Consider the following 21,915-nt stretch of genomic DNA (forward strand, 5'->3'; position numbering starts at 1 on the left):
GCCGCCCGGGTTGGCGGCCTGCGTTCGATCCGTGGCAGTCTTGCAGCAGCCACAGGGGGCCGCCATGACCGATCTTGTGCTCCGCGACATCGACCCGATCCTGGCCGACCGCATCCGCCGGGTGTCGGTGGCGCGCGGCTGGAGCGAACACGAGACCATCCTGCACCTGCTGGAGCAGGGGCTGTTCGCTTCGGAGGAGGAAGTCCGCGGCGGCGGCTTCGAGGACCTGGAAGTGGACGCGCTGGCCGATGCCATCGCCGCGCTGAAGGACGTGCCGGCGGGCAAGGGGTTCTGAGGCCGGCATTCCGTGGTCGCAGGAAGAGCAGCGGGGCAAGCCCCGCTCTACGGTGGTGCGTCGGGCGGGGACACGCCAGGAGCGCCGGCGCGGGGTCAGGGGAGCGGCAGTTCCTCGTTGGCGAACACCGCCACGTGCGGCATGCCGTCGGCGCCGATCCAGCCGCGGTACATGCCTTCGGTGTTGAACGGGAAAGCGATGCTGCCGTCGGCGCCCAGCGCGATCGCGCCGCCGTCGCCGCCGGCTTTGGGGATGTCGACGTTGACCACCTGGTGGGCGGCCTTCGCCAGCGGCTGGCCGAGCAGGCGCACGCGCGCGCAGGTCTCGTGCGCGGCGGCGGCACGGATGTAGTACTCGCCCCAGCCGGTGCCGGAGAACGCGCAGCGTGAATCGGCCCAGGTGCCGGCGCCGATGATCGGCGAGTCGCCGACGCGGCCGTAGCGCTTGTTGGTCATGCCGCCGGTGGAAGTGCCGGCGGCCAGGTGGCCGCGCGCGTCCAGCGCCAGTGCGCCGACGGTGCCGAAGTAGGCCTTGCCCGGCAGCTCCTGCGGCGTGTTCGAGGCCTGAGCGGCGGCTTCCTCCGCCAGCGCCTTCTGCAGCTGCTGCCAGCGCTTCTCGATGCGGAACCACGACGGGTCGACCAGTTCCAGGCCCTGCTCCTTCGCGAACGCTTCGGCGCCGTCGCCGACCATCATCACGTGCTTGGAGTGGTCCATCACCGCACGCGCCAGCTGGATCGGGTGGCGCACGCGGTGCACCCCGGCGACCGCGCCGGCCTTGCCGGTGGCGCCTTCCATGATCGAGGCGTCCAGTTCGTTCCTGCCGTCATGGGTGAACACCGCGCCGCGGCCGGCGTTGAACTGCGGCGCGTCCTCGAGCACGGCGATCGCGGCGGTGACCGCGTCGGTGGCGTCCTTGCCGGCCTTGAGCGCGGCGTGGCCGGCGCGCAGCGCTTCGGCCAGCGCCTTGCGCGCGGCGGCCTCGGCTTCGGCCGACAGCCCGGCGCGTTCGACCCCGGCGCCGCCGTGGATCACCAGCAGCGGCGAGTCCGTGGCCACCAGTACGCCGTCGCGCACCGCGTAGGTGCGGCGGAACGAGGGCCTGTCGACGCGGCCGTCCGGCAGGTGCAGGACCGAACCGGTGCCCACGCCGGTGACTTCGATATGTTCCAGCTGCATCGGCTGGTCTTCGGCCTGCGCGGCGAAACCGCCGGGCACGACCGTGGCGCCGGCGCCCGGCGCGGTCGCGAACACCTTCGCGCGGCCGTCGCCTTCCACCGCCAGCGCCGCATCCTCGTCCACGCCCAGCCCGATCACCTGCTGGCCGCCGGCCTGGTGTTCGGCCTTGGCGACGAAGGCGAGCAGGCGGCCGAGCCGGCCGCGTTCGCTGAAGTGGGTGTCCGTGACCACGTTCTCGAGCAGGTCCAGGTGCAGGAAGCCGGTCTCGATGGTGTTGTCCGGGCCGAGCGGGTCGGCCAGCGCCAGCGGGCTGCTCTGGCTGCCACCGACCATCGCCCCGTAGACGTGTTCGCCCAGCATCGCCAGGCCGGCGCTGGTGCCGCCCAGCGGCTTGCCGGCGCGCACGTGCGCGTCCAGGGCCGCGGCCACCGGGGTGCCGCGCCAGTAGCGCACGTAGCGCGACTGGTCGCCGCCGGCGATGAAGATGCCGTCGGCGCGCTCCAGCGCGCGCAGCACCGCCGGGTCGGAGGCGGTCTCGCGGTCCTTGAACACGAACGTTTCCACCGAGGCGATGCCGCCGACCTCGTTGAAGAACTCCTCGCCGATCTGGCCGCCCTGCGAGGCGCGCAGGACCACGATGTGGCCATGCCCGGCCTTGTCCATGAACCAGCGCAGGGCGTCGTGGTTGCGGTCGCCGCCGCCCATCAGCAGCAGGCCCGGGCCGACCTTGCCGGGGGTCTTCGCGGCAGGGTCGCCGAGCAGGTAGTGGCCGTAGTCGGCGGCCAGCGCCGGGCCCGCGAACGCGCAGGCCAGGGCCAGCACCGCCATGTTCCGCATACCGCCACGCCAGTTCTTCATCTTCGCTCCGGTTCCGGGCCGCGGCGGGGGCTCCGCGACGATCCAAGCCTACCAACATCCTCCTTGGACGAATGGACGCGCGCCTTCCCCCATGCGGTGCGCCCGCGCTGGGCTAGAGTGCGGCCATGGCCACCGAATTCGACGACTGGTTCGCACGCGAGGTCCTCGTCCACGAGCGCGCGCTGGTCCACTACCTGCAGCGCTGCTGGCCGCAACGCGACGAGGTCCACGACCTGCGCCAGGAGGTCTACGTGCGGGTCTACGAGGCCGCCGCGCGCAGCCGGCCGACGGCGCCCAAGGCCTTCCTGTTCACCACCGCCCGCCACCTGATGACCGACCGCCAGCGCCGGGCGCGGGTGGTGTCGATCGAGCCGGTGGGTGATTTCGAATCCTCGAACGTCTACCTGATCGACGAGGTCTCTCCCGAACGCTGGCTGGGCACCCGCCAGGCGCTGCGACGGCTGGTCGAGGCGCTGGACGCCCTGCCGGACCGCTGCCGCGAGGTGGTGTGGCTGCGCCGGGTGGAGGAACTGTCGCAGAAGGACGTCGCCCAGCGCCTGGGCATCAGCGGGAGGACCGTGGAGAAACACCTGGCCAAGGGCATGCGCCTGATCGCCGACCACCTGTACGCAGGTGGCGAGCGGCCGCGCGCGCCGCGCCGGGTGCCACGGGCCGCGGCCGACGGGGAGCGCGGGCATGGACGACAGCAGGAAGACTGAGCGCGCCGCCGCCGACTGGCTGGCCCGCCGCGACGGCGAAGACTGGAACGCGCAGGACGAAGCGGCGCTGCAAGCGTGGCTGGCCGCGTGCACCGCGCACCGGGTCGCCTTCCTGCGGCTGCAGGCGGCGTGGGCCGAGACTGCGCGGTTGCGGGCGCTGGCCGCCGGCCAGCCGGTGGGCACGGTGGCGACGCTGGCGTTCGCGCCGCGCCCGCGCTCGCGGCGGCCGTCGCGCTGGCGCGCCGGCGCGGCCGCCGCCGGCGTGCTGGCGCTGGCCGGCGGCCTGGGCTGGACCGGCTGGCCGCTGGGCGGCCGCAGCCAGGCCAGCCATGCCCGCGCGGTCGGGCAGGTGCTGGAGGTCGCCCTGGCCGACGGCTCGCGGGCCACGCTGAGCAGCGACAGCCGCCTGGAAGTTCGCATGGACCGCGGCCAGCGCCACGTGTCGGTGGTGCGCGGCGAGGCCTTCTTCGAGGTGGCCCACGAGGCCGGTCGGCCGTTCGTGGTCGAGGCCGGCGGCTACCGCGCCGTGGCCGTCGGCACCCGCTACGCGGTGCGGCGCGACGCCGACACCCTGAGGGTGGTGGTGACCGAAGGCCGGGTGCGGCTGGAAAGCGCGCCCGCGGCCGACGGCGCGACCCGCCCGGTGACCCTGCTGCCGGCCGGCAGCGTGGCCACCGCCGGTGGCAACGGCGTGCTGGTGCGCCCGCTGCCGCTGGACCAGGCGCGCCGCTACACCGACTGGCGCGAGGGCTTCCTGGCCTTCGACGACGTGTCGCTGGCGCAGGCGGCGGCGGAGTTCAACCGCTACAACACGCGCCGGCTGGAACTGGCCGACCCGGCCCTGGCCGAGCTGCGGATCGGCGGCAATTTCCGCTGGGCCAACCTCGACGGATTCGTCGGCCTGCTCGAACAGGGCTTCCCGGTACGTGCCGAACGCCAACCGGACCGGATCGTGCTGCATGCGCGCTGACACGCCCACCCACTGCATCCATCCGCCGCGGCCATGGGGGCAGCGGCTGCTTCGTTCGTCCTGACAACAGAAGAGTGCCGTGCCGGCACCGGGGAGAGAGAATCATGCGTCACCCGTCGCGTGTCCTGCTGTTGACCCTGGCCTGTTCGGCCGCGCTGGCGGCGCAGGCCGCCCCGGCGTCCGGACCGATCAACGTGCCCGCCGGCGACCTGGCCGTCGCGCTCAATACCCTGGCCCGCCAGTCCGACACCCAGCTGGTCTACCGCGCCGACGAGCTGAAGGGCCGGCGCACCGCCGGCGTGCAGGGCGCGGACTCGGCCGACCAGGCGTTGCAGCAGTTGCTGCACGGCAGCGGTTTCGGCGCCAGCCGCGACCAGGCCACCGGTGCGGTACTGGTGGCCCGTGTCGACACGCCGAAGCGTGCGCCCGCGCCGCAGCAGGCGGCACCACAGGACGCCGCCGGCGGCAGCCCGGCGCAGGCGCAGGAAGAGGAGGTCACCGAGATCGAGGCGGTGCAGGTCACCGGCTCGCGCATCCCGCGCACGCAGATCGAAGGGCCTTCGCCGATCAGCGTGATCACCGCCGAGCAGATCCGCGCCAACGGCTTCACCACCATGCCGGAAGTGATGCGGTCGATGACCCAGAACAACGGCTCAACCCAGAGCCCGCAATCGCTCAGCAACTCGGACTTCACCCCCGGTGCGCAGCAGGTCGACTTGCGCGGCCTGGGCCCGAACCACACGCTGGTGCTGGTCAATGGCCGCCGCCTGGCCGACTTCCCCCTGCCGATGGATGGCGGGATCAGCGCCACCGACATTTCCAGCATCCCGCTGGGCATGGTGGAGCGCATCGAAGTGCTCACCGGCAGCGCCTCGGCCATCTATGGCTCCGATGCGGTATCCGGCGTGGTCAACATCATCCTGAAGAAGCAGGCCGACGGCCTGACCATGAACTTCCGTTACGGCGATACCCAGGCCGGCGGAGGCGAATCGTACAACCTGACCCTGGCCGGCGGTTTCGTGCGTGGCGGCTTCAACGCGGTCATGGGCGTGGAACTGAACGAGCAGAAGCCGTTGTGGGGCTACCAGCGCGAACGGCAGGATTCGTCCAGCGACATCGTTGATTTCGACAACTACTACAGGCCGCTGGATTACTTCGCCCGCAGCGACTGGTACGACAGCTGGCTCGACCCGGGCGAAGCGGCCTGCAACGACCCGGGCAACCGCGATTCGTACCACATCACCGACAACCGTTACGGCGAATCCTATTGCGGCAGCGATACTGCGGCCGCGCTGCAGACCATCATCCACGAGCGCCGCGGCATCACCGCCTACGGTTCCTTCAGCTACGACTTCGGCGGCGGTACGGAATGGTTCGCCGACGTGCAGCTGGGCTACCAGAAGATGAAGCAGATGGGTCGTTTGCCCACCTGGGAAACGGCGCAGACCGATGCCATCACCGACTACTTCTTCAACCAGAGCACCGGCGAGCTCGAGTGGTGGCGCCGCCGGTTCACGCCCGAAGAGCTGGGTGGCGTGTCCAACAGTTTCACCGAAACCACGAACAAGACCCTCGGCCTCAGTACCGGCCTGCGCGGCACCTTCGCCCAGGACTGGGACTACGAGGCGGCGTTCAGCTACTCGCAATACAAGGCGAGGGTGAGCTGGCCGCGCATCATTTCCGACGTGGCCAACGACTATTTCATGGGCCCGCAACTGGGCACGGACGATGATGGCTACCCCATCTATGACGGCGACCTGACCCGCTTCTACACGCCGCTGACCAAGGCGCAGCTCGATTCGATGCTGGGGCGCATCGTGTACAACCCCGAATCGCACAACCAGACGCTGTCGTTCACGGTGACCAATGCCAACCTGTTCGACCTGCCCGGCGGCGCGGCGGGCATTGCCGCGACGGCTGAACTGGGCAACCAGGGCTACGACCTGAACACCGACCCGAGAGCAACCGGCGACTCCTTCTACTACTGGGGCTGGAAAGACCAGGATGGCAGTGGCAGCCGCAACCGCTGGGCGCTTGCCAGCGAACTGCGCATGCCGGTGCTGGAAAGCCTGAACCTGAGCGTGGCCGGCCGTTACGACCAGTACCGCTATTCCGGGCGCAGCCAGAGCAAGTTCACCTACAGCACCGGCCTGGAATGGCGGCCCATCGACACGCTGCTGGTCCGCGGCTCCTACGGCACCGCGTTCCGCGCACCGGAACTGCACCACCTGTACGCGGGCGTGGGTTACGTCGACAGCGGCGGCATCGACTACTACCGTTGCGCCACCGAGCAGCCGGACGTGCCTGCCAGCGATTGCGATTTTGCCGACGAAGGATTCCAGCTGGATCGGCGCGGCGACCTGACGCTGAGCGCCGAAACCAGCACTTCATGGACGGCGGGCGTGGTGTGGTCACCGGTGCCGGAGCTGGATTTCGCGGTGGACTGGTACGACATCGACATGCGCAACCAGACCCAGTCGCTGAGCGTGAACCAGATTCTGCAGAACGAAGCCGACTGCCGCCTGGGTATCGGGCAGGACCCCAATTCACAGTTCTGTGCCGACACCATCGCGCGCGTCGTGCGCAGCGGCCCTGACAACCGCATCGCCTCGGTCCACGGTGGTTACGTCAACATCGGCATGGAAAGGACCAGTGGCCTGGATGCCAGCGCGAACTACCGCCTGGAAACCGATATTGGCCTGTTCCGTTTCGGCGCCAACTACACCTGGGTGAACTCGCACGAACGCAAGGATGCGCCGGATGCGGCGCTTGTCGACATGCTCGCCATCAACAGTGGCTATGACATTCCGCGCGACAAGTTCAACGCCAGCATTGGTTGGGAACGCAACGGCTGGGATGCCACGCTGTATGCGTCGCGCCTGGGCAAGATCCCCACCGACGAGAACTTCTGGTACCAGGACTGGGATGAAAGCTATCTGCCGGACGTCGAGGCGTACCTGCCCGCTACCTGGCGCTACAATGCATCGGTGGGCTACAGGGTCAACGACCGCGCCCGCGTTTCGCTGGCCGTGAACAACCTCACCAACGCCATGCCGCCGCGCGACTTCAGCAACATCGACTACCCGTTCTACAACTTCAACTGGTACGACACGATCGGCCGCGCGTACTACCTGAACTTCACCTGGAAGTTCGGCGGCGAAAAGCTGTAGGGACGCGGGGAACCCGCGTGGCCGCAACGGCTTCGCGGGTTCCACATCCTGCTGGGCGGGGGCGCCATGGGCACAGGCGACGCCCTCGCGGTTCCGCCACCGGTGTCGCCCGCAAGACGGGCTCCCGCAGGTGGAACCGGCGATCTATGCCGGATGCACCACGCCCAGCACGCGCGGCCCTCGCGCGCCGGTGACGGCGGGCAGGTTGCCGGGGCGGCCGGCCAGGGTTTCGCGCGCCAGCCAGGCGAAGGCCATCGCTTCGACGAAATCCGGGTCCAGGCCATGCGCGGCGGTGTCCTCGATCGCCACGCCCGGCAGGCGCCCGGCAATCCGCTGCAGCAGCTGCGGGTTGCGCACGCCGCCGCCGCAGGCGATCACCCGCGCGGTGCCCGGCTGCTGCGCGCGCAGCGCCTCGGCGACGGTGGCCGCGCTCAGTTCCAGCAGGGTCGCCTGCACGTCGGCCGGTGCCTCGCCGCCGCACAGCTTCGCCTGCACCCAGTCGAGGTGGAACTGCTCGCGGCCGGTGCTCTTCGGTGGTGGCAGCGCGAACCAGGGCTCGTCGAGCAGGCGCGCCAGCAGCGCGTCGTCGACCTGGCCGGAGGCGGCGAACGCGCCGTCGGCGTCGAAGGCATGGCCGGTGTGGCGCAGGCACCAGGCGTCGAGCAGCGCGTTGGCCGGGCCGGTGTCGAAACCGCGCACCTCGCCATTGGCCGGCAGCAGGGTGTAGTTGCCGATGCCGCCGAGATTGAGCACGGCGCGGTCCTCGGCCGGCGAATGCAGCAGCGCGGCATGGAAGGCCGGCACCAACGGCGCGCCGTGGCCGCCGGCAGCGACGTCGCGGCGGCGGAAGTCGGCCACCGTGGCAATGCCGCTGCGCTCGGCGATCACGCTGCCGTCGCCGATCTGCATCGTGAACGGCGCATCTCCGTGCGGGCGGTGGCGGAGGGTCTGGCCGTGCGAGCCGATCGCGACGACCTGCGCCGGTTCGATGCCGGCTTCGTCGAGCAGGGCCAGCGCCGCGGTGGCGAACGCTTGCGCCACCTGCACGTCGAGCCGGCCCAGTTCGTCCAGCGATCCGGGCTCGCCGCCCTGGCCCAGCGCCACCAGCCGCTCGCGCAGCACCGGTGCCCAGGCATGCGTGCGCGCGGCGACCAGGCGCAGCCCGGCGGCGTTGTCGCGATCGGGGAACTCGACCAGCGCGGCATCGATGCCGTCGGCGCTGGTGCCGGAGATCAGGCCAAGGAAAAGGTTCGACATCCGCGCAGGTTAGCCGATGCCTGTCCCGTTGTAGGAGCCCACTTCAGGGGGCGACCCGTCGTGGTACCGGCGCGCGGCGGCGGCCTCAGCCGCCCTTGTTCTTCTTCGCCCTGGCCGTGTCGGCGTGGGCGAACATCAGCTGTTCCATCGACTCCATCCGCGCCAGGGTCGGCGCGGTGGCCGCCTTGAACGCGGCCAGGTCGGCGCCCTTGAGCGGTTCCGGCGGCGGCATGGTCACCGACAGCGGGTTGCGGTGCACGCCGTTGACGCGGAATTCGTAGTGCAGGTGCGGGCCGGTGGCCAGGCCGGTGGAACCGACGTAGCCGATCACCGTGCCCTGGCCCACGCTCTGGCCCTTGCGGACCTTGCCGAAGCGCGACATGTGCGCGTACAGGGTGGTGTGGCCCTTGCCGTGGTCGAGGATCACCACGTTGCCGTAGCCGCGCTGGGTGCCGACGAACTGCACCTTGGCGTCGCCGGCGGCCATGATCGGGGTGCCGGTGCCGGCGGCGTAGTCCACGCCCTTGTGCATGCGCATGCTGCCCAGCACCGGGTGCCGGCGCGCGCCGAACTTCGACGACAACCGCGCGTACGGGATCGGCATGCGGATGAAGCTCTTCTTCAGCGGGCGGCCGTCGGCGGTGAAGTACTCGGCCTTGCCGTTGCGTTCGAAGCGGAAGCCGGTGTAGGTCTTCTTGCCGGTTGTGAAGGTCGCGGCGAGGATCCGGCCGGTGCCGATCCGCTCGCCTTCGCGCCAGGTTTCCTCGACCACGGCGCTGAAGCGGTCGCCCGGCTGCACGTCCTTGAAGTCGATGTCGAACTTGAAGATGTCGTCGGTCATCACCGCGATGGCCGAGGGGCTGAGCCCGGCCTTGCGCCCGGCCGCGTACAGCGAATGGTCGATCTCGGCGCTGGTCACCGCCAGGCGGGTGGTGGTGGCGCGCTCGAGCACCTTCTCGCGCAGCTGCTCGCCCTGCAGGTCCAGTTCCACGCGCTGGGTCGGGCTGCGATCGAAGCGGAAGCCGTGCGCCTCGCCCTGCGGATCCATCCGGAACGCCAGCTCGGCGCCGGGGCGCAGGCGCAGCAGCGCGTCGCGGTTGGCCGGGTTCTCGAGGATCCGGTGCATGGTCGCCGCCGGCACGCCCATCTGCTCGAACAACTGGCCCAGGGTCTGGCCACGCTCGACCTGCAGCACTTCCCAGTAGTTGCCGGGCGCGTCGCCGGGCGCGCGCACGGTCAGCGGGGGCAGCACCAGCGGCAGGGTGGCGCTGGCCTGCGAGGCCGGTTCGAGCTGGGCGGAGAACCCGGGGACGATGGTGGCCAGCAGCGCGCCGAGGGTCGCGAACAGGCTGGCGTGCAGCCAGTGGCGGTGGGTCCAGCGGGTGTTGAAGGCGGCGGGGAACCGCTCCTTCAGCTTGCGGTGCAGGTGACGGTGGTGAAGGATGCCGAGACGGTCGTGGAACTGCTGCTTGCGGACGGGGCCGTGGTCGGTGAGGGGCATCGCTTGGTTTCCTGCACGGGACCCCGGAGTGCGGCCCACTGGGCGGGTAACTTAAACACCTGAAACAAATGCGTCAAACCATTGATGAAGCTGAATTTTCCTCTGGCTTTCCGGTTAACCCGCACGTAACATTTCGTTCAAGTTTGTCATCGCCAGAACTGTGGAGCCGGTCGTGTTTCCTGATGTCCCCCTCGAAGAATCCCTCGCCCTGATCGGCCGCGGCGCCGACGAGGTCCTCAAGCGCGAGGAGCTGGAGGCGCGACTGAAGGCCGGCCGCCCGCTGCGGATCAAGGCCGGTTTCGACCCGACTGCGCCGGACCTGCACGTCGGCCACACGGTGCTGCTGAACAAGATGCGCCAGTTCCAGGACCTCGGGCACCAGGTGATCTTCCTGATCGGCGACTTCACCGGGATGATCGGCGACCCGACCGGCAAGAACGCCACGCGCAAGCCGCTGACCCGCGAGGACGTGCTGGCCAACGCCCGCACCTACGAGGAACAGGTGTTCAAGGTGCTCGACCGCGAGCGCACCGAGGTGCGCTTCAACAGCGAGTGGTTCGGGCAGATGGCCGCGGCCGACATGATCCGCCTGGCCGGCCAGCACACCGTGGCGCGCATGCTCGAGCGCGACGACTTCGCCAAGCGCTACGCGGCGCAGCAGTCGATCGCGATCCACGAGTTCCTCTATCCGCTGGTGCAGGGCTACGACTCGGTGGCGCTGAAGGCCGACGTGGAGCTGGGCGGCACCGACCAGAAGTTCAACCTGCTGATGGGCCGCGGCCTGCAGGAGCACTACGGGCAGGCGCCGCAGATCGTGCTGACCATGCCACTGCTGGAAGGCCTGGATGGCGTCAACAAGATGAGCAAGTCGCTGGGCAACTACATCGGCATCAGCGAGCCGGCGATCGACATCGTGACCAAGGCGATGAAGATCGGCGACGAACTGACCTGGCGCTGGATCGACCTGCTCAGCTTCGACATCTCCGTGGCCGAGGCGGCGAAGCTGAAGGCCGAGGTCGCTGCGGGCGCGCTCAATCCGCGCGAGGTGAAGCTGCGCCTGGCGCGCGAGCTGGCCACGCGCTTCCACGACGCGGCCGCGGCCGAGCAGGCGATCGCCGGCTGGCATGCGGTGGTCACCGGCCAGGGCGACACGTCCACGCTGCCGCTGCAGGACGTGGCGGTGCCGGGCGAGGGCATCCGCATCGCGGCGCTGCTCACCGCCGCCGGGATCACGCCATCCAACTCCGAGGCCAACCGCAAGCTCAAGGAGCGCGCGGTGAAGGTCGACGGCACGGTGGTCGAGGACGCGATGCTGACGTTCGCCCCCGGCTTCGAGGGCGTGATCCAGGTAGGCAAGCGCAACTTCGCACGGGTGCGCCTGGTCGCCGGCTGAGCGGTTCTTGGGTTGTCTTTTCTGCAATAGAGCGTAAAGGCAACTGCAACTGCAAAGGCATTGGCGCGCTGGCTTCGGATGGAGTCCGCCGTTGCAGAGGGATATGGCCCACCCTTCGGGACGACATCCTGTCTTTACTCAGGGCCGTGGCACATTCCTGTGCCACTTGGTCCATATCCCTCTGCAACGACCGCCTTCGGGAACTTCAAGGCTTGTGCCTTCGAATACATGCCGGAAAGCCTCTGCCGGATCACACAACGCGGTTCTGCGCTTCCTGTAGGAGCCCACTTCAGGGGGCGACCCGGCGAAGCAGGAAGGCGCGACGCCATGCCAAGCATGGTTTCCGGAGCGGGTGCGTTGAACGCAGACTGCGTTCCGGCGCCGTCGGGTCGCCCCCTGAAGTGGGCTCCTACAAGAAGCAGAAGCCGACTCGATCGGAAACGGGGTTTGCTTTTTTCCGAACCGTACGGCGCGAACCCCAACGTGCCTGAAGGCCGTCGGCGCATGGGGGTATGGCCCAAGTGGCACAGGGATGTGCCACGGCCCTGAGTAAAGACAGGATGTCGTCCCGAAGGGTGGGCCATGCCCCCATGCGCCGGCGGACTCCCTCCGGAGCCGACGCCACTCACCGCAGTTGCTCCCGCTTTGAGCCCAAAGCCCAAAGCTCAGAGCGTATGCGTCACCACGCAGTCGCGGCCGGCACGCTTGGCGGTGTACAGCGCCTCGTCGGCACCGCGCATCAGCATCGACAGCGGCACCTGGCGGTTGGACAGCGCCACGCCCAGGCTGGCGGTGATCCGTACCGGCGGCGCCGGTGCGTCCAGGCGCATCGTCGCCAGCGCGGTGCGGATGCGTTCGGCCAGGTGCTGCGCGTTGCGCGCCTCCGGGCCGGTGACCACGATGACGAATTCCTCGCCGCCGGTGCGCGCGAACACATCGTGCTCGCGCGTCTGCGCCCGGATCGTGTCGCTGAGCTTCTGCAGGACCAGGTCGCCGATGTCGTGGCCGTAGCGGTCGTTGACCCGCTTGAAATGGTCCAGGTCCAGCGCGATCACCGCCAGGTGGCTGTCGCGGGTGAGCTTCTCCAGCTCCGGATCCAGCCGCGCGAACAGCCCGCGGCGGTTTAGCGTGCCGGTGAGCGGGTCGAGCATCGCCGTCTGCCGCAGCGACTCGGCGGCGCGGAAGCTGGTCAGCATCAGCATGCAGAAGTTGATCAGGTACCAGGTCGACAGGTCGACGTTGATCCAGGCGTCGTTGGGGCCGTACTGGCCGGTGAGCGCCTGCAGCAGGTCGCGGCCGTAGAGGTAGGCGATGACCGCGCCGCCGAGCATCACCAGCCGCGCCGGTACCCGCAGCGGCGGCACGTCCAGCTGGCGGAACTGCCAGAACATCACCCCGAGCATCGCCAGTTCGGCCAGGCTCATCGCCGCGCCCTGGCCGTCGATCGCATCGCCGGCCAGCCAGGCCAGCAGCGACAGCGCGGCGAACGCCGGCACCAGCGCCCACTCGATCCGGGTCAGCGGGCGCTGCTGCACGAACTTGATGATCGAGCCGGTGAGCACGGCCAGGCCGGCGCAGGCCAGCATCCCGCCGAGCGCGGCCACCACCACCGTCGCCGTCTCCGAACCGGCGCGCTCGAGCTGCTGGGCGGTGCCGTCGAGCATCGCCGCGCCCAGCGAATAGAGGAAATGGCCCACGCCCCAAGAGCCGATCCCGCGCACCCCGCGCGCGACCCGCGACACGTACAGGAACAGTCCCAGCAGGATCAGTGCCAGCGCACAGTCGGTCAGCAGGAGATTGTAGAAATCGGTGGTCATCCGCCCCCCCGGAAGGCACTACCGTCACCCGGACTATGCGGCATCGACGCCGATGGTTTCCATCCCGGCGCAACCGGCCGCCCTCGTTGACCACCGCTGGCCCCGGCGGCGCGCTGGACGCTGTGGGCGCTGGCCGGCTCCAGCGCGATCCGGGGCGGGGTGCGCCACGCGATGCCGCTGCTGGTGGCGCTGGCAGCCTAGCCGTGGCAGCCGGGCAAGCCCGGGTCTACGGGGCCGGGCAGCCGTGCAAACGCGGCGCCACGGGGCCGGCGTTGCCCCCGGCCACCGCGAATCGTAGAGCGGGGCTCGCCCCGCTGCCCTCCCTTCCGCGCCGTCAGTCGCCCAGCGTCAGCAGCGACGCGTTGCCACCGGCGGCGGTGGTGTTGACCGTCACCGTCTTCTCGGTGGCGAAGCGCGGCAGGTAGTGCGGGCCACCGGCCTTGGGGCCGGTGCCGGACAGGCCCTGGCCGCCGAACGGCTGCACGCCCACCACCGCGCCGATCTGGTTGCGGTTGACGTAGACGTTGCCGACCCGCGCCCGCGAGGCGATCCGCTCCACGCTCTCGTCGATCCGCGAGTGCACGCCCAGGGTCAGGCCGTAGCCGGTGGCGTTGATCTGGTCGATCACCGCGTCGAGCTGGTCGGCCTTCCAGCGGACCACGTGCAGGACCGGGCCGAACACCTCGCGCTGCAACTGCGACAGCGACTGCAGTTCGTAGGCGCGCGGGGCGAAGAAGGTGCCCGGCGCCAGGTCGGCGGGCATCGGCACGGTGGCGATGTGGCGCGCCTCGCGGTCCATGCGCTGCGCGTGCGCGTCGAGCACGTCCAGGGCATCGGTGTCGATCACCGGGCCGACGTCGGTGGCCAGCGCGCCGGGGTCGCCGACCTTCAGCTCGGCCATGGCCCCGGCGAGCATGGCCGTCACCTTGTCGGCGATGTCGTCCTGCACGAACAGCACGCGCGCGGCCGAGCAGCGCGGGCCGGCGGAGGTGAAGGCCGAGCCGATCGCATCCTTGACCAGCTGCTCGGGCAGTGCCGAGGAGTCGGCGATCAGCGCGTTCTGGCCGCCGGTTTCGGCGATCAGCACCGCGATCGGCGCGTTCTCGCGCGCGGCCAGGGCGCGGTTGATCGCGCGCGCGGTCTCGGTCGAGCCGGTGAAGGCCACGCCGGCCACGCGCGCGTCGGAAGTCAGCGCCGCGCCGACAGTGGCGCCGTCGCCGGGCACGAACTGCAGCACTTCGGCCGGGACGCCCGCCTCGTGCATCAGCTTCACCGCGGCGTGGGCGACCAGGCCGGTCTGCTCGGCCGGCTTGGCGATCACGCTGTTGCCGGCGGCCAGCGCCGCGCAGACCTGGCCCAGGAAGATCGCCAGCGGGAAGTTCCACGGGCTGATGCAGACGAACACGCCGCGGCCGTGCAGCTGCAGCGCGTTCGATTCGCCGGTCGGGCCGGGCAGCTGCTCCGGGGCGCCGACCTGGCGGCGCGCCTGGGCGGCGTAGTAGCGCAGGAAGTCGACCGCCTCGCGCACCTCGGCGACCGAGTCGGGCAGGGTCTTGCCGGCCTCGCGCACGCACATGGCCATGAATTCCGGCATGCGCTGCTCGAGCAGGTCGGCGGCGTGCTCCAGGATCGCGGCGCGGCTGGCGGCCGGGGTGCGGTCCCAGGCCGGCTGCGCGGCCACGGCATTGGCCAGTGCGCGCTGCACGGTGGCGGCATCCGCCGGCTGCCAGTGGCCGACGACCTGGCGGCGGTCGGCCGGGCTGGTCACCGCCACGGCCTCGCCCGCCGGCACCGCGCCGGGCACCAGCGGCGCGGCGCGCCAGGGGCCGGCGTGGGCATTGAGCTGCGCGGCCAGGGCCTGCAGTGCGTTGTCGTCGGCGAGATTGGCGCCCATGGAATTGTTCCTGTCGAAGCCTTGCACGGTGTGGTTTGAGTAGAGCTCGCGCGGCAGCGGGATGCGCGGGTGCGGGATCGAATCGAAGCCGGCCACCGCGGCGACCGGGTCCTGGATCAGGTCCGCCACCGGCACGTCCTCGTCGGTGATGCGGTTGACGAAGCTGGAATTGGCGCCGTTCTCGAGCAGGCGGCGCACCAGGTACGGCAGCAGATCCTCGTGGCTGCCCACCGGCGCGTAGACCCGGCAGGGCACGCCGAGGCGGTTCGCGGGCACCACTTCGGCGTAGAGGTCGTCGCCCATGCCGTGCAGCTTCTGGTGCTCGTACGGGCGGTCCTTGGCCAGCGCGCGGATCGCGGCGATGGTCTGCGCGTTGTGGGTGGCGAACATCGGGTAGATCGCGTCGCCGTAACCGAACATCTTCTTCGCCGTAGCCAGGTAGGACACGTCGGTATTCTGCTTGCGGGTGAACACCGGGTAGCCGGGCAGGCCCTCGACCTGGGCGCGCTTGATCTCCGCGTCCCAGTACGCGCCCTTGACCAGGCGCACCGGGATGCGGCGGCCGACGCGGCGGGCCAGGCCGGCGAGGAAATCGATCACCGCCGGTGCGCGCTTCTGGTAGGCCTGCACGGCCAGGCCGTAGCCCTCCCAGCCATCGAGCGAGGGATCGGAGTAGGTCGCCTCGATGATGTCCAGCGACAGCTCCAGGCGCTCGCTCTCCTCGGCATCGACGGTGTAGCCGATGCCGTAGGACTTCGCCAGCTGCGCCAGTTCCAGCACCGCCGGGGCTAGCTCGGCCAGCACCCGCTCGCGCTTGGCGTGCTCGTAGCGCGGGAACAGCGCCGAGAGCTTGATCGAGATGCTCGGCGCGGCGAACACATCGGTTCCCTTGAAGCTGCCGCTGCGCCCGATCGAGTGGATCGCGTCGCGGTAGGCCTGCAGGTAGCGCTGCGCGTCCTTCATCGTCAGCGCGCCTTCGCCGAGCATGTCGAAGGAATAGCGGTAGCCAGCGTTGTCGCCCTTCTTCGAGCGCGACAGCGCCTCGGCGATGGTGCGGCCCATGACGAACTGGTGGCCCATGATCCGCATCGCCTGGCGCACGGCCAGGCGCACCACCGGCTCGCCGACCCGGCCGACCAGGCGCTTGAACGCGCCGGGCACGTCGTGGCGGGTGAGGTCGTTGAGGTTGACCAGCTTGCCGGTGAGCATCAGCCCCCAGGTCGAGGCGTTGACCAGCACCGACTCGCTCTGGCCCAGGTGCTTCTCCCAGTCGGCGTCGCCGAGCTTGTCGCGGATCAGCTTGTCGGCGGTCTGCTGGTCGGGGATGCGCAGCAGTGCTTCGGCCACGCACATCAGCAGCACGCCTTCCTCGCTGCCCAGGTCGTACTGGCGCATGAACGCTTCGATCGCGCCCTGGTCCTGGGCGCGGGTGCGCACCCGGAGTACCAGGTCGGCCGCCAGGGCGTCGATCTCGGCCTGCGCGGCCGGTTCCTGCCGCGCCTGCAGCAGCAGCCCGCGCACGTGCGCGGTTTCGTCTTCCAGCCAGGCGGCGGTGATCGCGGCGCGCGCCGGCGCGGCGTCGGTCGGCGCGGGGGCCACCACGATCGCGGGCGCCGTGGCGGGGCGGGGCGGGCCGGAAGTTCCGGCGTCGGGAACGGGCGTGGAATGCATGGTGTGGCTCGGTGGAGTTTCGGGGCGAACGGGCGCCCGGCTTGGCGCGTTCCGTCGCGCCCGTTCGTGGACGGCCCGGCCCCCGTGGGGACGGCCGCCAACAGCCCGCCATCATCGCTTCCCGGGGCGGGGGCTGGCTTGACGGATTTCGGCACCGCCGCCGCGGCCGGCGGCACAAACGCCGGCCAGGCCGGTCCCGCGTCCGGGCCGGGCGCCGCCGCCGGGGCGGCGTGGCCTGCCGGCGGTACCCCCAAGTATGGCGGCCCGGCCGGGCCGGCCCGCGATTCCGGGCGCGCCGGGCAAGCCCGTTCGGGTTGCCGCCGCGCGGTCCCGCGCTTACCATCTTCAGGGTTTCCGCAGGCGGCAAGCGGCGGTCGGCGACATGATCGAGGTGGTTCAGGCAGGGTCCGGCGAGGCCGGCGCGCAGCTGCGGTTGCGCCCGCCACGGGCCCTGACGGCCTCCCAGTTCAGGGCGCTGTTCGCCGGGCTGGCGGGGGCGATGTGGCTGGCGGCCGGGCTTGGCTGGCTGGCCGGCAACGTCTTCGCCCCGGCCTTCGCCCTGCTGCACAGCGCGGGGGTCGCGCTGGCGCTGCGCTGGCTGTGGCGCAGCGGGGAACGCGGCGAGGAGATCGCCATCGGTCCGTCGGCGGTGGAAGTCCGCCGTGGGGCCGAAGCCGTGTTCAGCGCCCATCCGCACTGGGTGCGGATGCGGGTGGAAGGGGACGACGGCAGGGTCACGCTGTCGTCCAGCGGCAGGCGGGTGGAGGTGGGCGCTTTCCTGGGCCCGGCCGAACGCTCGCAGCTGGCGAGGTGTTTGAAGGAATTCCTGGCGGCCGCCACCGAAGGCGACGGCCGCAACCGATGACGCAACCAGGGTCTAGGCAATGATGCAAGCGAAGGGATGGTGGAAGCGGGGTGTGGCGGCGGCCGCGATGCTGGCGGCGACGGCGCAGGCCTGGGCCCAGTCGGCGGATCCGCACCGCTGGCAGCTCAACATGGGGCGTGGCGTCACCGCTTCCTCGCAGAACGCCTATGAAGCGCACATGATCGTGCTCTGGGTGTGCGTGGTCATCGGCGTGATCGTGTTCGGCGCGATGGCCTATGCCATGTTCAAGTTCCGCCGCTCCAAGGGCGCAGTCGCGGCGCAGTTCAGCCACAACACCACCGCCGAGATCATCTGGACGGTGATCCCGGTGGTTCTGCTGGTCGCCATGGCGTGGCCGGCCACGGCCAAGCTGATCGCCATGTACGACACCCGCGACGCGGCCATGACGGTCAAGGTCACCGGCTACCAGTGGATGTGGAAGTACGAGTACCTGGGCGAGGGCGTGGAGTTCACCAGCCGCCTGGACCGCGAGTCCGACCGTATCCGCCAGAGCGGCGAACAGCCCAGCCACGAGGCCAACCCGCACTACCTGCTGGACGTGGACAACCGCCTGGTGCTGCCGGTGGACACCAAGGTCCGCTTCGTCATCACCGCCGACGACGTCATCCACGCCTGGTGGGTGCCGGCGCTGGGCTGGAAGCAGGACGCGATCCCGGGCCTGATCAACGAGGCCTGGACCGAGATCAGGACCCCCGGCGTGTACCGCGGCCAGTGCGCCGAGCTGTGTGGCAAGGACCACGGCTTCATGCCGATCGTGGTCGAGGCGGTGTCGAAGGAGGAGTTCGCGCAGTGGCTGGCGGCGAAGAAGCCGGCCGCGGCCGCCGAGCCTGCCCCCGCCGATGCCGCTCCTGTCGACGCCGATTCCGCCGCGCCGGTCGATGAAGCGGCCCCGCAGGCCGCCGCCCCCGACGCCGGTGCCGCGCAGGGCTGACCCGAACACGCAACGGCCGCGCCGCGGCCGCCACGCATACGCATTCCAGAGGTAGCAACGCCATGGCCCACTCCGCCGCCGACCACCACGACGACCACCACGGTCACAAGCAGGGCTTCGTCGAGCGCTGGTTCTTCTCCACGAACCACAAGGACATCGGCACGCTCTACCTGCTGTTCTCCTTCACCATGTTCATCGTCGGCGCGGCGATGAGCGTGGTCATCCGCGCCGAGCTGGCGACCCCGGGCCTGCAGCTGGTCAGCCCCGAGTTCTTCAACCAGATGACCACCGTGCACGCACTGGTGATGATCTTCGGCGGCGTGATGCCGGCGTTCGTCGGCCTGGCCAACTGGATGGTGCCGCTGCAGGTGGGCGCGCCGGACATGGCGTTGCCGCGGATGAACAACTGGTCGTTCTGGATCCTGCCGTTCGCCTTCACCCTGCTGCTGATGACCCTGTTCCTGCCGGGCGGCGCACCGGCCGGCGGCTGGACCATGTACCCGCCGCTGTCGCTGCAGGGCGGCTACAACGTGGCCTTCACCATCTTCGCCATCCACATGATGGGCGTCAGCTCGATCATGGGCGCGATCAACATCATCGCCACCGTGCTGAACATGCGTGCCCCGGGCCTGGACCTGCTGAAGATGCCGATCTTCTGCTGGACCTGGCTGATCACCGCGTTCCTGCTGATCGCGGTGATGCCGGTGCTGGCCGGCGCGGTGACCATGCTGCTGACCGACAAGTTCTTCGGCACCAGCTTCTTCTACGCCGCCGGCGGCGGCGACCCGGTGATGTACCAGCACATCTTCTGGTTCTTCGGGCATCCCGAGGTCTACATCATGATCCTGCCCGCCTTCGGCGTGGTCAGCGAGATCATCCCGACCTTCAGCCGCAAGCCGCTGTTCGGCTACCAGGCGATGGTGTACGCCACCGCGGCGATCGCCTTCCTGTCGTTCATCGTCTGGGCCCACCACATGTTCACCGTGGGCATGCCGCTGGGCGGCGAGATCTACTTCATGTTCGCCACCATGCTGATCTCGGTGCCGACCGGGGTGAAGGTTTTCAACTGGGTCAGCACGATGTGGAAGGGCTCGCTGAGCTTCGAGGCGCCGATGCTGTGGGCGATCTCGTTCGTGATCCTGTTCACCATCGGCGGCTTCTCCGGGTTGATGCTGGCGATCGTGCCGGCCGACTTCCAGTACCACGACACCTACTTCGTGGTGGCGCACTTCCACTACGTGCTGGTGACCGGCGCGGTGTTCGCGCTGATCGCCGCGGTGTACTACTGGTGGCCGAAGTGGACCGGGCGCATGTACAGCCAGAAGGCGGCGGCCTTCCACTTCTGGTGGACCATGGTGTTCTCCAACCTGCTGTTCTTCCCGCAGCACTTCCTCGGCCTGGCCGGCATGCCGCGCCGCATCCCGGACTACAACGTGGTGTTCGCCGACTGGAACCTGGTCAGCTCGATCGGCGCGTTCGGCATGTTCGTCACGCCGTTCATGATGGCCGCGATCCTGCTGCGCTCGCTGCGGACCGGCGAGAAGGCCGAGGCGCGCGCCTGGGAGTCGGCGCGCGGCCTGGAATGGACGGTGCCGTCGCCGGCGCCGCATCACACCTTCGCCATGCCGCCGGTGCTGAAGCCGGGCGACCTGGCGCACGATGACGTCAGTCATTGATGCGAGTCCCTCGCAAGAGCCCGCACATCCATGTGCGGGGATTCAACAGGAAAGCAGCTTGAACGCACCTCTCGACAACCAGGACACCGCGAAGCGCCGCAAGGGCGTGGTGCGCACGGCCTGGATCGTGGGCGCGGTCGCGCTGGCGATCTACGTGGGCTTCATCCTCTCGGGGGTGCTGAACGCATGAGCGAGGCACGGGCCCCGGCGAAGCGTGGCGCGGGCTGGCTGAAGCTGGTCGGCGTGGCGCTGGTCGCGTTCGCGTTCACCTTCTCGCTGGTGCCGCTGTACCGGATCGCCTGCGAGAAGGTGTTCGGCATCCGCCTGGAGGGCGGTACCGGGCAGGCGCGCGCGGGTACGGTCGCCGCGGCCGGCGAGGCGCGCAAGTCGCGCACCGTCACCGTGCAGTTCGACGGCGGGGTGAACTCGAAGCTGCCCTGGGCCTTCGAGCCGGAACAGCTGACCATGCAGGTGGTGCCCGGCGAGCTCAACGAGGCGATGTACTTCGCCCGCAACGACGGCGATCGCGCCATCGTCGGCAGCGCCACGCCCTCGGTGGCGCCGGCGCGGGCCTCGCGCTACTTCACCAAGACCGAATGCTTCTGCTTCACCGCGCAGACCCTGCAGCCGGGCGAGAAGCGCGACATGCCGGGGCGCTTCATCGTCGACGCCGACCTGCCGGACGACGTGAAGACCATCACCCTGTCCTACACTTTCTTCAAGAACGAGGACCTGACCGCGCGGCTTGGCGCGGCGCAGGCCTCCAACGCGCCGCTTTCGGCGCCCTGACGAGCACGGAACCACACGCCATGGCCCAACCGAATCCGGACCAATACTTCGTACCGACGCACAGCAAGGCACCGATCATGGCCTCGGTGGCGCTGTTCACGCTGATGATCGGCGTGGCCAGCTGGCTCAACGGCGCCGGCTGGGGCAAGTGGGTGTTCTTCACCGGCATCGCGGCGATGGTCGCGGTGCTGTTCTACTGGTTCAGCGAAGTGGTGCGCGAGTCGCTGGCCGGGCACTACAACCGCCAGGTCGACGTCTCGTTCCGGATGGGGATGATCTGGTTCATCTTCTCCGAGGTGATGTTCTTCGCCGCGTTCTTCGGCGCGCTGTTCTACGCCCGCCAGTTCGCGCTGCCGTGGCTGGGCGGCGTGGGCGACGGGGTGATGACCAACACCCTGCTGTGGGACGGCTACACGGCCGCCTGGCCGACCGCCGGCCCGGGCCAGGTGGGCGGGCAGTTCCAGACCATCCCGGCCTGGGGCCTGCCGCTGGTCAACACCCTGATCCTGCTGACCTCCGGCGTGACCCTGACCATCGCCCACCACGCGCTCAAGGCCGGCAGGCGCGGCCAGGTGCTGCTGTGGCTGGGGATCACCGTGCTGCTGGGCCTGACCTTCCTGTTCTTCCAGGCCGAGGAATACATCCACGCCTACCGCGAGCTGAACCTGACCCTGGGGTCGGGCATCTACGGCTCGACCTTCTTCATGCTCACCGGCTTCCATGGCGCGCACGTGCTGCTGGGCACGATCATGCTGGCGGTGATGTGGTTCCGCACGCTCAGCGGACACTTCACCCCGGACAGCCACTTCGGCTTCGAGGCCGCGGCGTGGTACTGGCACTTCGTCGACGTGGTGTGGCTGGCGCTGTTCCTGTTCGTCTACGTGCTGTAACCGGCGCCGGGAGCGCGCAC

General features: G+C 69.9%; 16 protein-coding genes and 1 pseudogene. 11 read left to right on the forward strand and 6 right to left on the reverse strand.

Annotated elements, in window-relative coordinates; translation table 11 throughout:
- Positions 1-64: 64 nt before the first annotated feature.
- Positions 65-295: a hypothetical protein gene (locus tag CSC64_RS01125; protein ID WP_162433491.1), complete on the forward strand. Its 231-nt coding sequence runs from the start codon at positions 65-67 to the stop codon at positions 293-295.
- A 95-nt stretch (positions 296-390) separates the two neighbouring features.
- Here the strand turns inward: CSC64_RS01125 and CSC64_RS13895 are convergent, their stop codons facing one another.
- Positions 391-1,371, reverse strand: a complete 981-nt coding sequence (locus CSC64_RS13895; RefSeq protein WP_238389709.1) for an isoaspartyl peptidase/L-asparaginase family protein — start codon at positions 1,369-1,371, stop codon at positions 391-393.
- A 198-nt stretch (positions 1,372-1,569) separates the two neighbouring features.
- Positions 1,570-2,331: pseudogene (locus CSC64_RS13900) on the reverse strand (cyanophycinase); the annotation flags it as partial.
- Between the two features lie 125 nt (positions 2,332-2,456).
- Between CSC64_RS13900 and CSC64_RS01135 the strand changes: the two are divergent.
- The 3 genes from CSC64_RS01135 (at position 2,457) to CSC64_RS01145 (ending at position 7,190) form a co-directional block, all read left to right on the forward strand.
- Positions 2,457-3,050, forward strand: a complete 594-nt coding sequence (locus CSC64_RS01135) for an RNA polymerase sigma factor (RefSeq protein ID WP_162433493.1) — start codon at positions 2,457-2,459, stop codon at positions 3,048-3,050.
- Positions 3,028-4,020, forward strand: a complete 993-nt coding sequence (locus tag CSC64_RS01140) for a FecR family protein (protein WP_162433494.1) — start codon at positions 3,028-3,030, stop codon at positions 4,018-4,020. The genes CSC64_RS01135 and CSC64_RS01140 overlap by 23 nt, the downstream gene beginning before the upstream one ends.
- A gap of 104 nt (positions 4,021-4,124) precedes the next feature.
- Positions 4,125-7,190: a TonB-dependent receptor gene (locus tag CSC64_RS01145; RefSeq protein WP_162433495.1), complete on the forward strand. Its 3,066-nt coding sequence runs from the start codon at positions 4,125-4,127 to the stop codon at positions 7,188-7,190.
- Between the two features lie 144 nt (positions 7,191-7,334).
- On the opposite strand, the gene CSC64_RS01150 is transcribed toward CSC64_RS01145, so the two are convergent.
- Both CSC64_RS01150 and CSC64_RS01155 read right to left on the reverse strand, forming a co-directional pair.
- Positions 7,335-8,447 (reverse strand): anhydro-N-acetylmuramic acid kinase, encoded by a 1,113-nt coding sequence (locus CSC64_RS01150; protein ID WP_162433496.1) that lies wholly within the window; start codon positions 8,445-8,447, stop codon positions 7,335-7,337.
- A gap of 85 nt (positions 8,448-8,532) precedes the next feature.
- Positions 8,533-9,948 carry a peptidoglycan DD-metalloendopeptidase family protein gene (locus CSC64_RS01155; protein ID WP_162433497.1) on the reverse strand — a complete coding sequence of 472 codons (1,416 nt, stop codon included), beginning with the start codon at positions 9,946-9,948 and terminating at the stop codon, positions 8,533-8,535.
- 172 nt (positions 9,949-10,120) lie between these two features.
- On the opposite strand from CSC64_RS01155, the gene tyrS reads away from it, so the two are divergent.
- Positions 10,121-11,341 carry a tyrosine--tRNA ligase gene (tyrS, locus tag CSC64_RS01160; RefSeq protein ID WP_162433498.1) on the forward strand — a complete coding sequence of 407 codons (1,221 nt, stop codon included), beginning with the start codon at positions 10,121-10,123 and terminating at the stop codon, positions 11,339-11,341.
- A 665-nt stretch (positions 11,342-12,006) separates the two neighbouring features.
- Here the strand turns inward: tyrS and CSC64_RS01165 are convergent.
- Together CSC64_RS01165 and putA are read right to left on the reverse strand one after the other, a co-directional pair.
- Positions 12,007-13,158: a GGDEF domain-containing protein gene (locus tag CSC64_RS01165; protein WP_162433499.1), complete on the reverse strand. Its 1,152-nt coding sequence runs from the start codon at positions 13,156-13,158 to the stop codon at positions 12,007-12,009.
- A gap of 334 nt (positions 13,159-13,492) precedes the next feature.
- The gene (putA, locus tag CSC64_RS01170) at positions 13,493-16,723 is read right to left on the reverse strand and encodes a bifunctional proline dehydrogenase/L-glutamate gamma-semialdehyde dehydrogenase PutA (RefSeq protein ID WP_162433500.1); all 3,231 of its coding nucleotides are present in this window, start codon (positions 16,721-16,723) and stop codon (positions 13,493-13,495) included.
- A 382-nt stretch (positions 16,724-17,105) separates the two neighbouring features.
- Here putA and CSC64_RS01175 point away from each other — a divergent pair, with 382 nt between their 5' ends.
- From CSC64_RS01175 to CSC64_RS01195, 6 genes are all read left to right on the forward strand, one after another.
- Complete coding sequence (locus CSC64_RS01175; RefSeq protein WP_162433501.1) at positions 17,106-17,588, forward strand: DUF2244 domain-containing protein; 483 nt, start codon at positions 17,106-17,108, stop codon at positions 17,586-17,588.
- A gap of 19 nt (positions 17,589-17,607) precedes the next feature.
- Positions 17,608-18,540 carry a cytochrome c oxidase subunit II gene (coxB, locus tag CSC64_RS01180; protein ID WP_162433502.1) on the forward strand — a complete coding sequence of 311 codons (933 nt, stop codon included), beginning with the start codon at positions 17,608-17,610 and terminating at the stop codon, positions 18,538-18,540.
- Between the two features lie 62 nt (positions 18,541-18,602).
- A complete protein-coding gene (ctaD, locus tag CSC64_RS01185) occupies positions 18,603-20,216 on the forward strand; it encodes a cytochrome c oxidase subunit I (RefSeq protein ID WP_162433503.1) in 1,614 nt (537 codons plus the stop codon).
- Between the two features lie 58 nt (positions 20,217-20,274).
- Positions 20,275-20,406, forward strand: a complete 132-nt coding sequence (locus CSC64_RS14000; RefSeq protein WP_274381606.1) for a hypothetical protein — start codon at positions 20,275-20,277, stop codon at positions 20,404-20,406.
- Positions 20,403-21,005 carry a cytochrome c oxidase assembly protein gene (locus CSC64_RS01190; protein ID WP_162433504.1) on the forward strand — a complete coding sequence of 201 codons (603 nt, stop codon included), beginning with the start codon at positions 20,403-20,405 and terminating at the stop codon, positions 21,003-21,005. Before CSC64_RS14000 ends, CSC64_RS01190 begins: the two co-directional genes overlap by 4 nt.
- 20 nt (positions 21,006-21,025) lie before the next feature.
- Complete coding sequence (locus CSC64_RS01195) at positions 21,026-21,895, forward strand: cytochrome c oxidase subunit 3 (RefSeq protein WP_162433505.1); 870 nt, start codon at positions 21,026-21,028, stop codon at positions 21,893-21,895.
- Positions 21,896-21,915 lie beyond the last annotated feature (20 nt).

This window comes from Pseudoxanthomonas koreensis, from assembly GCF_010093225.1.
Taxonomy (GTDB): Bacteria; Pseudomonadota; Gammaproteobacteria; order Xanthomonadales; family Xanthomonadaceae; genus Pseudoxanthomonas; species Pseudoxanthomonas koreensis.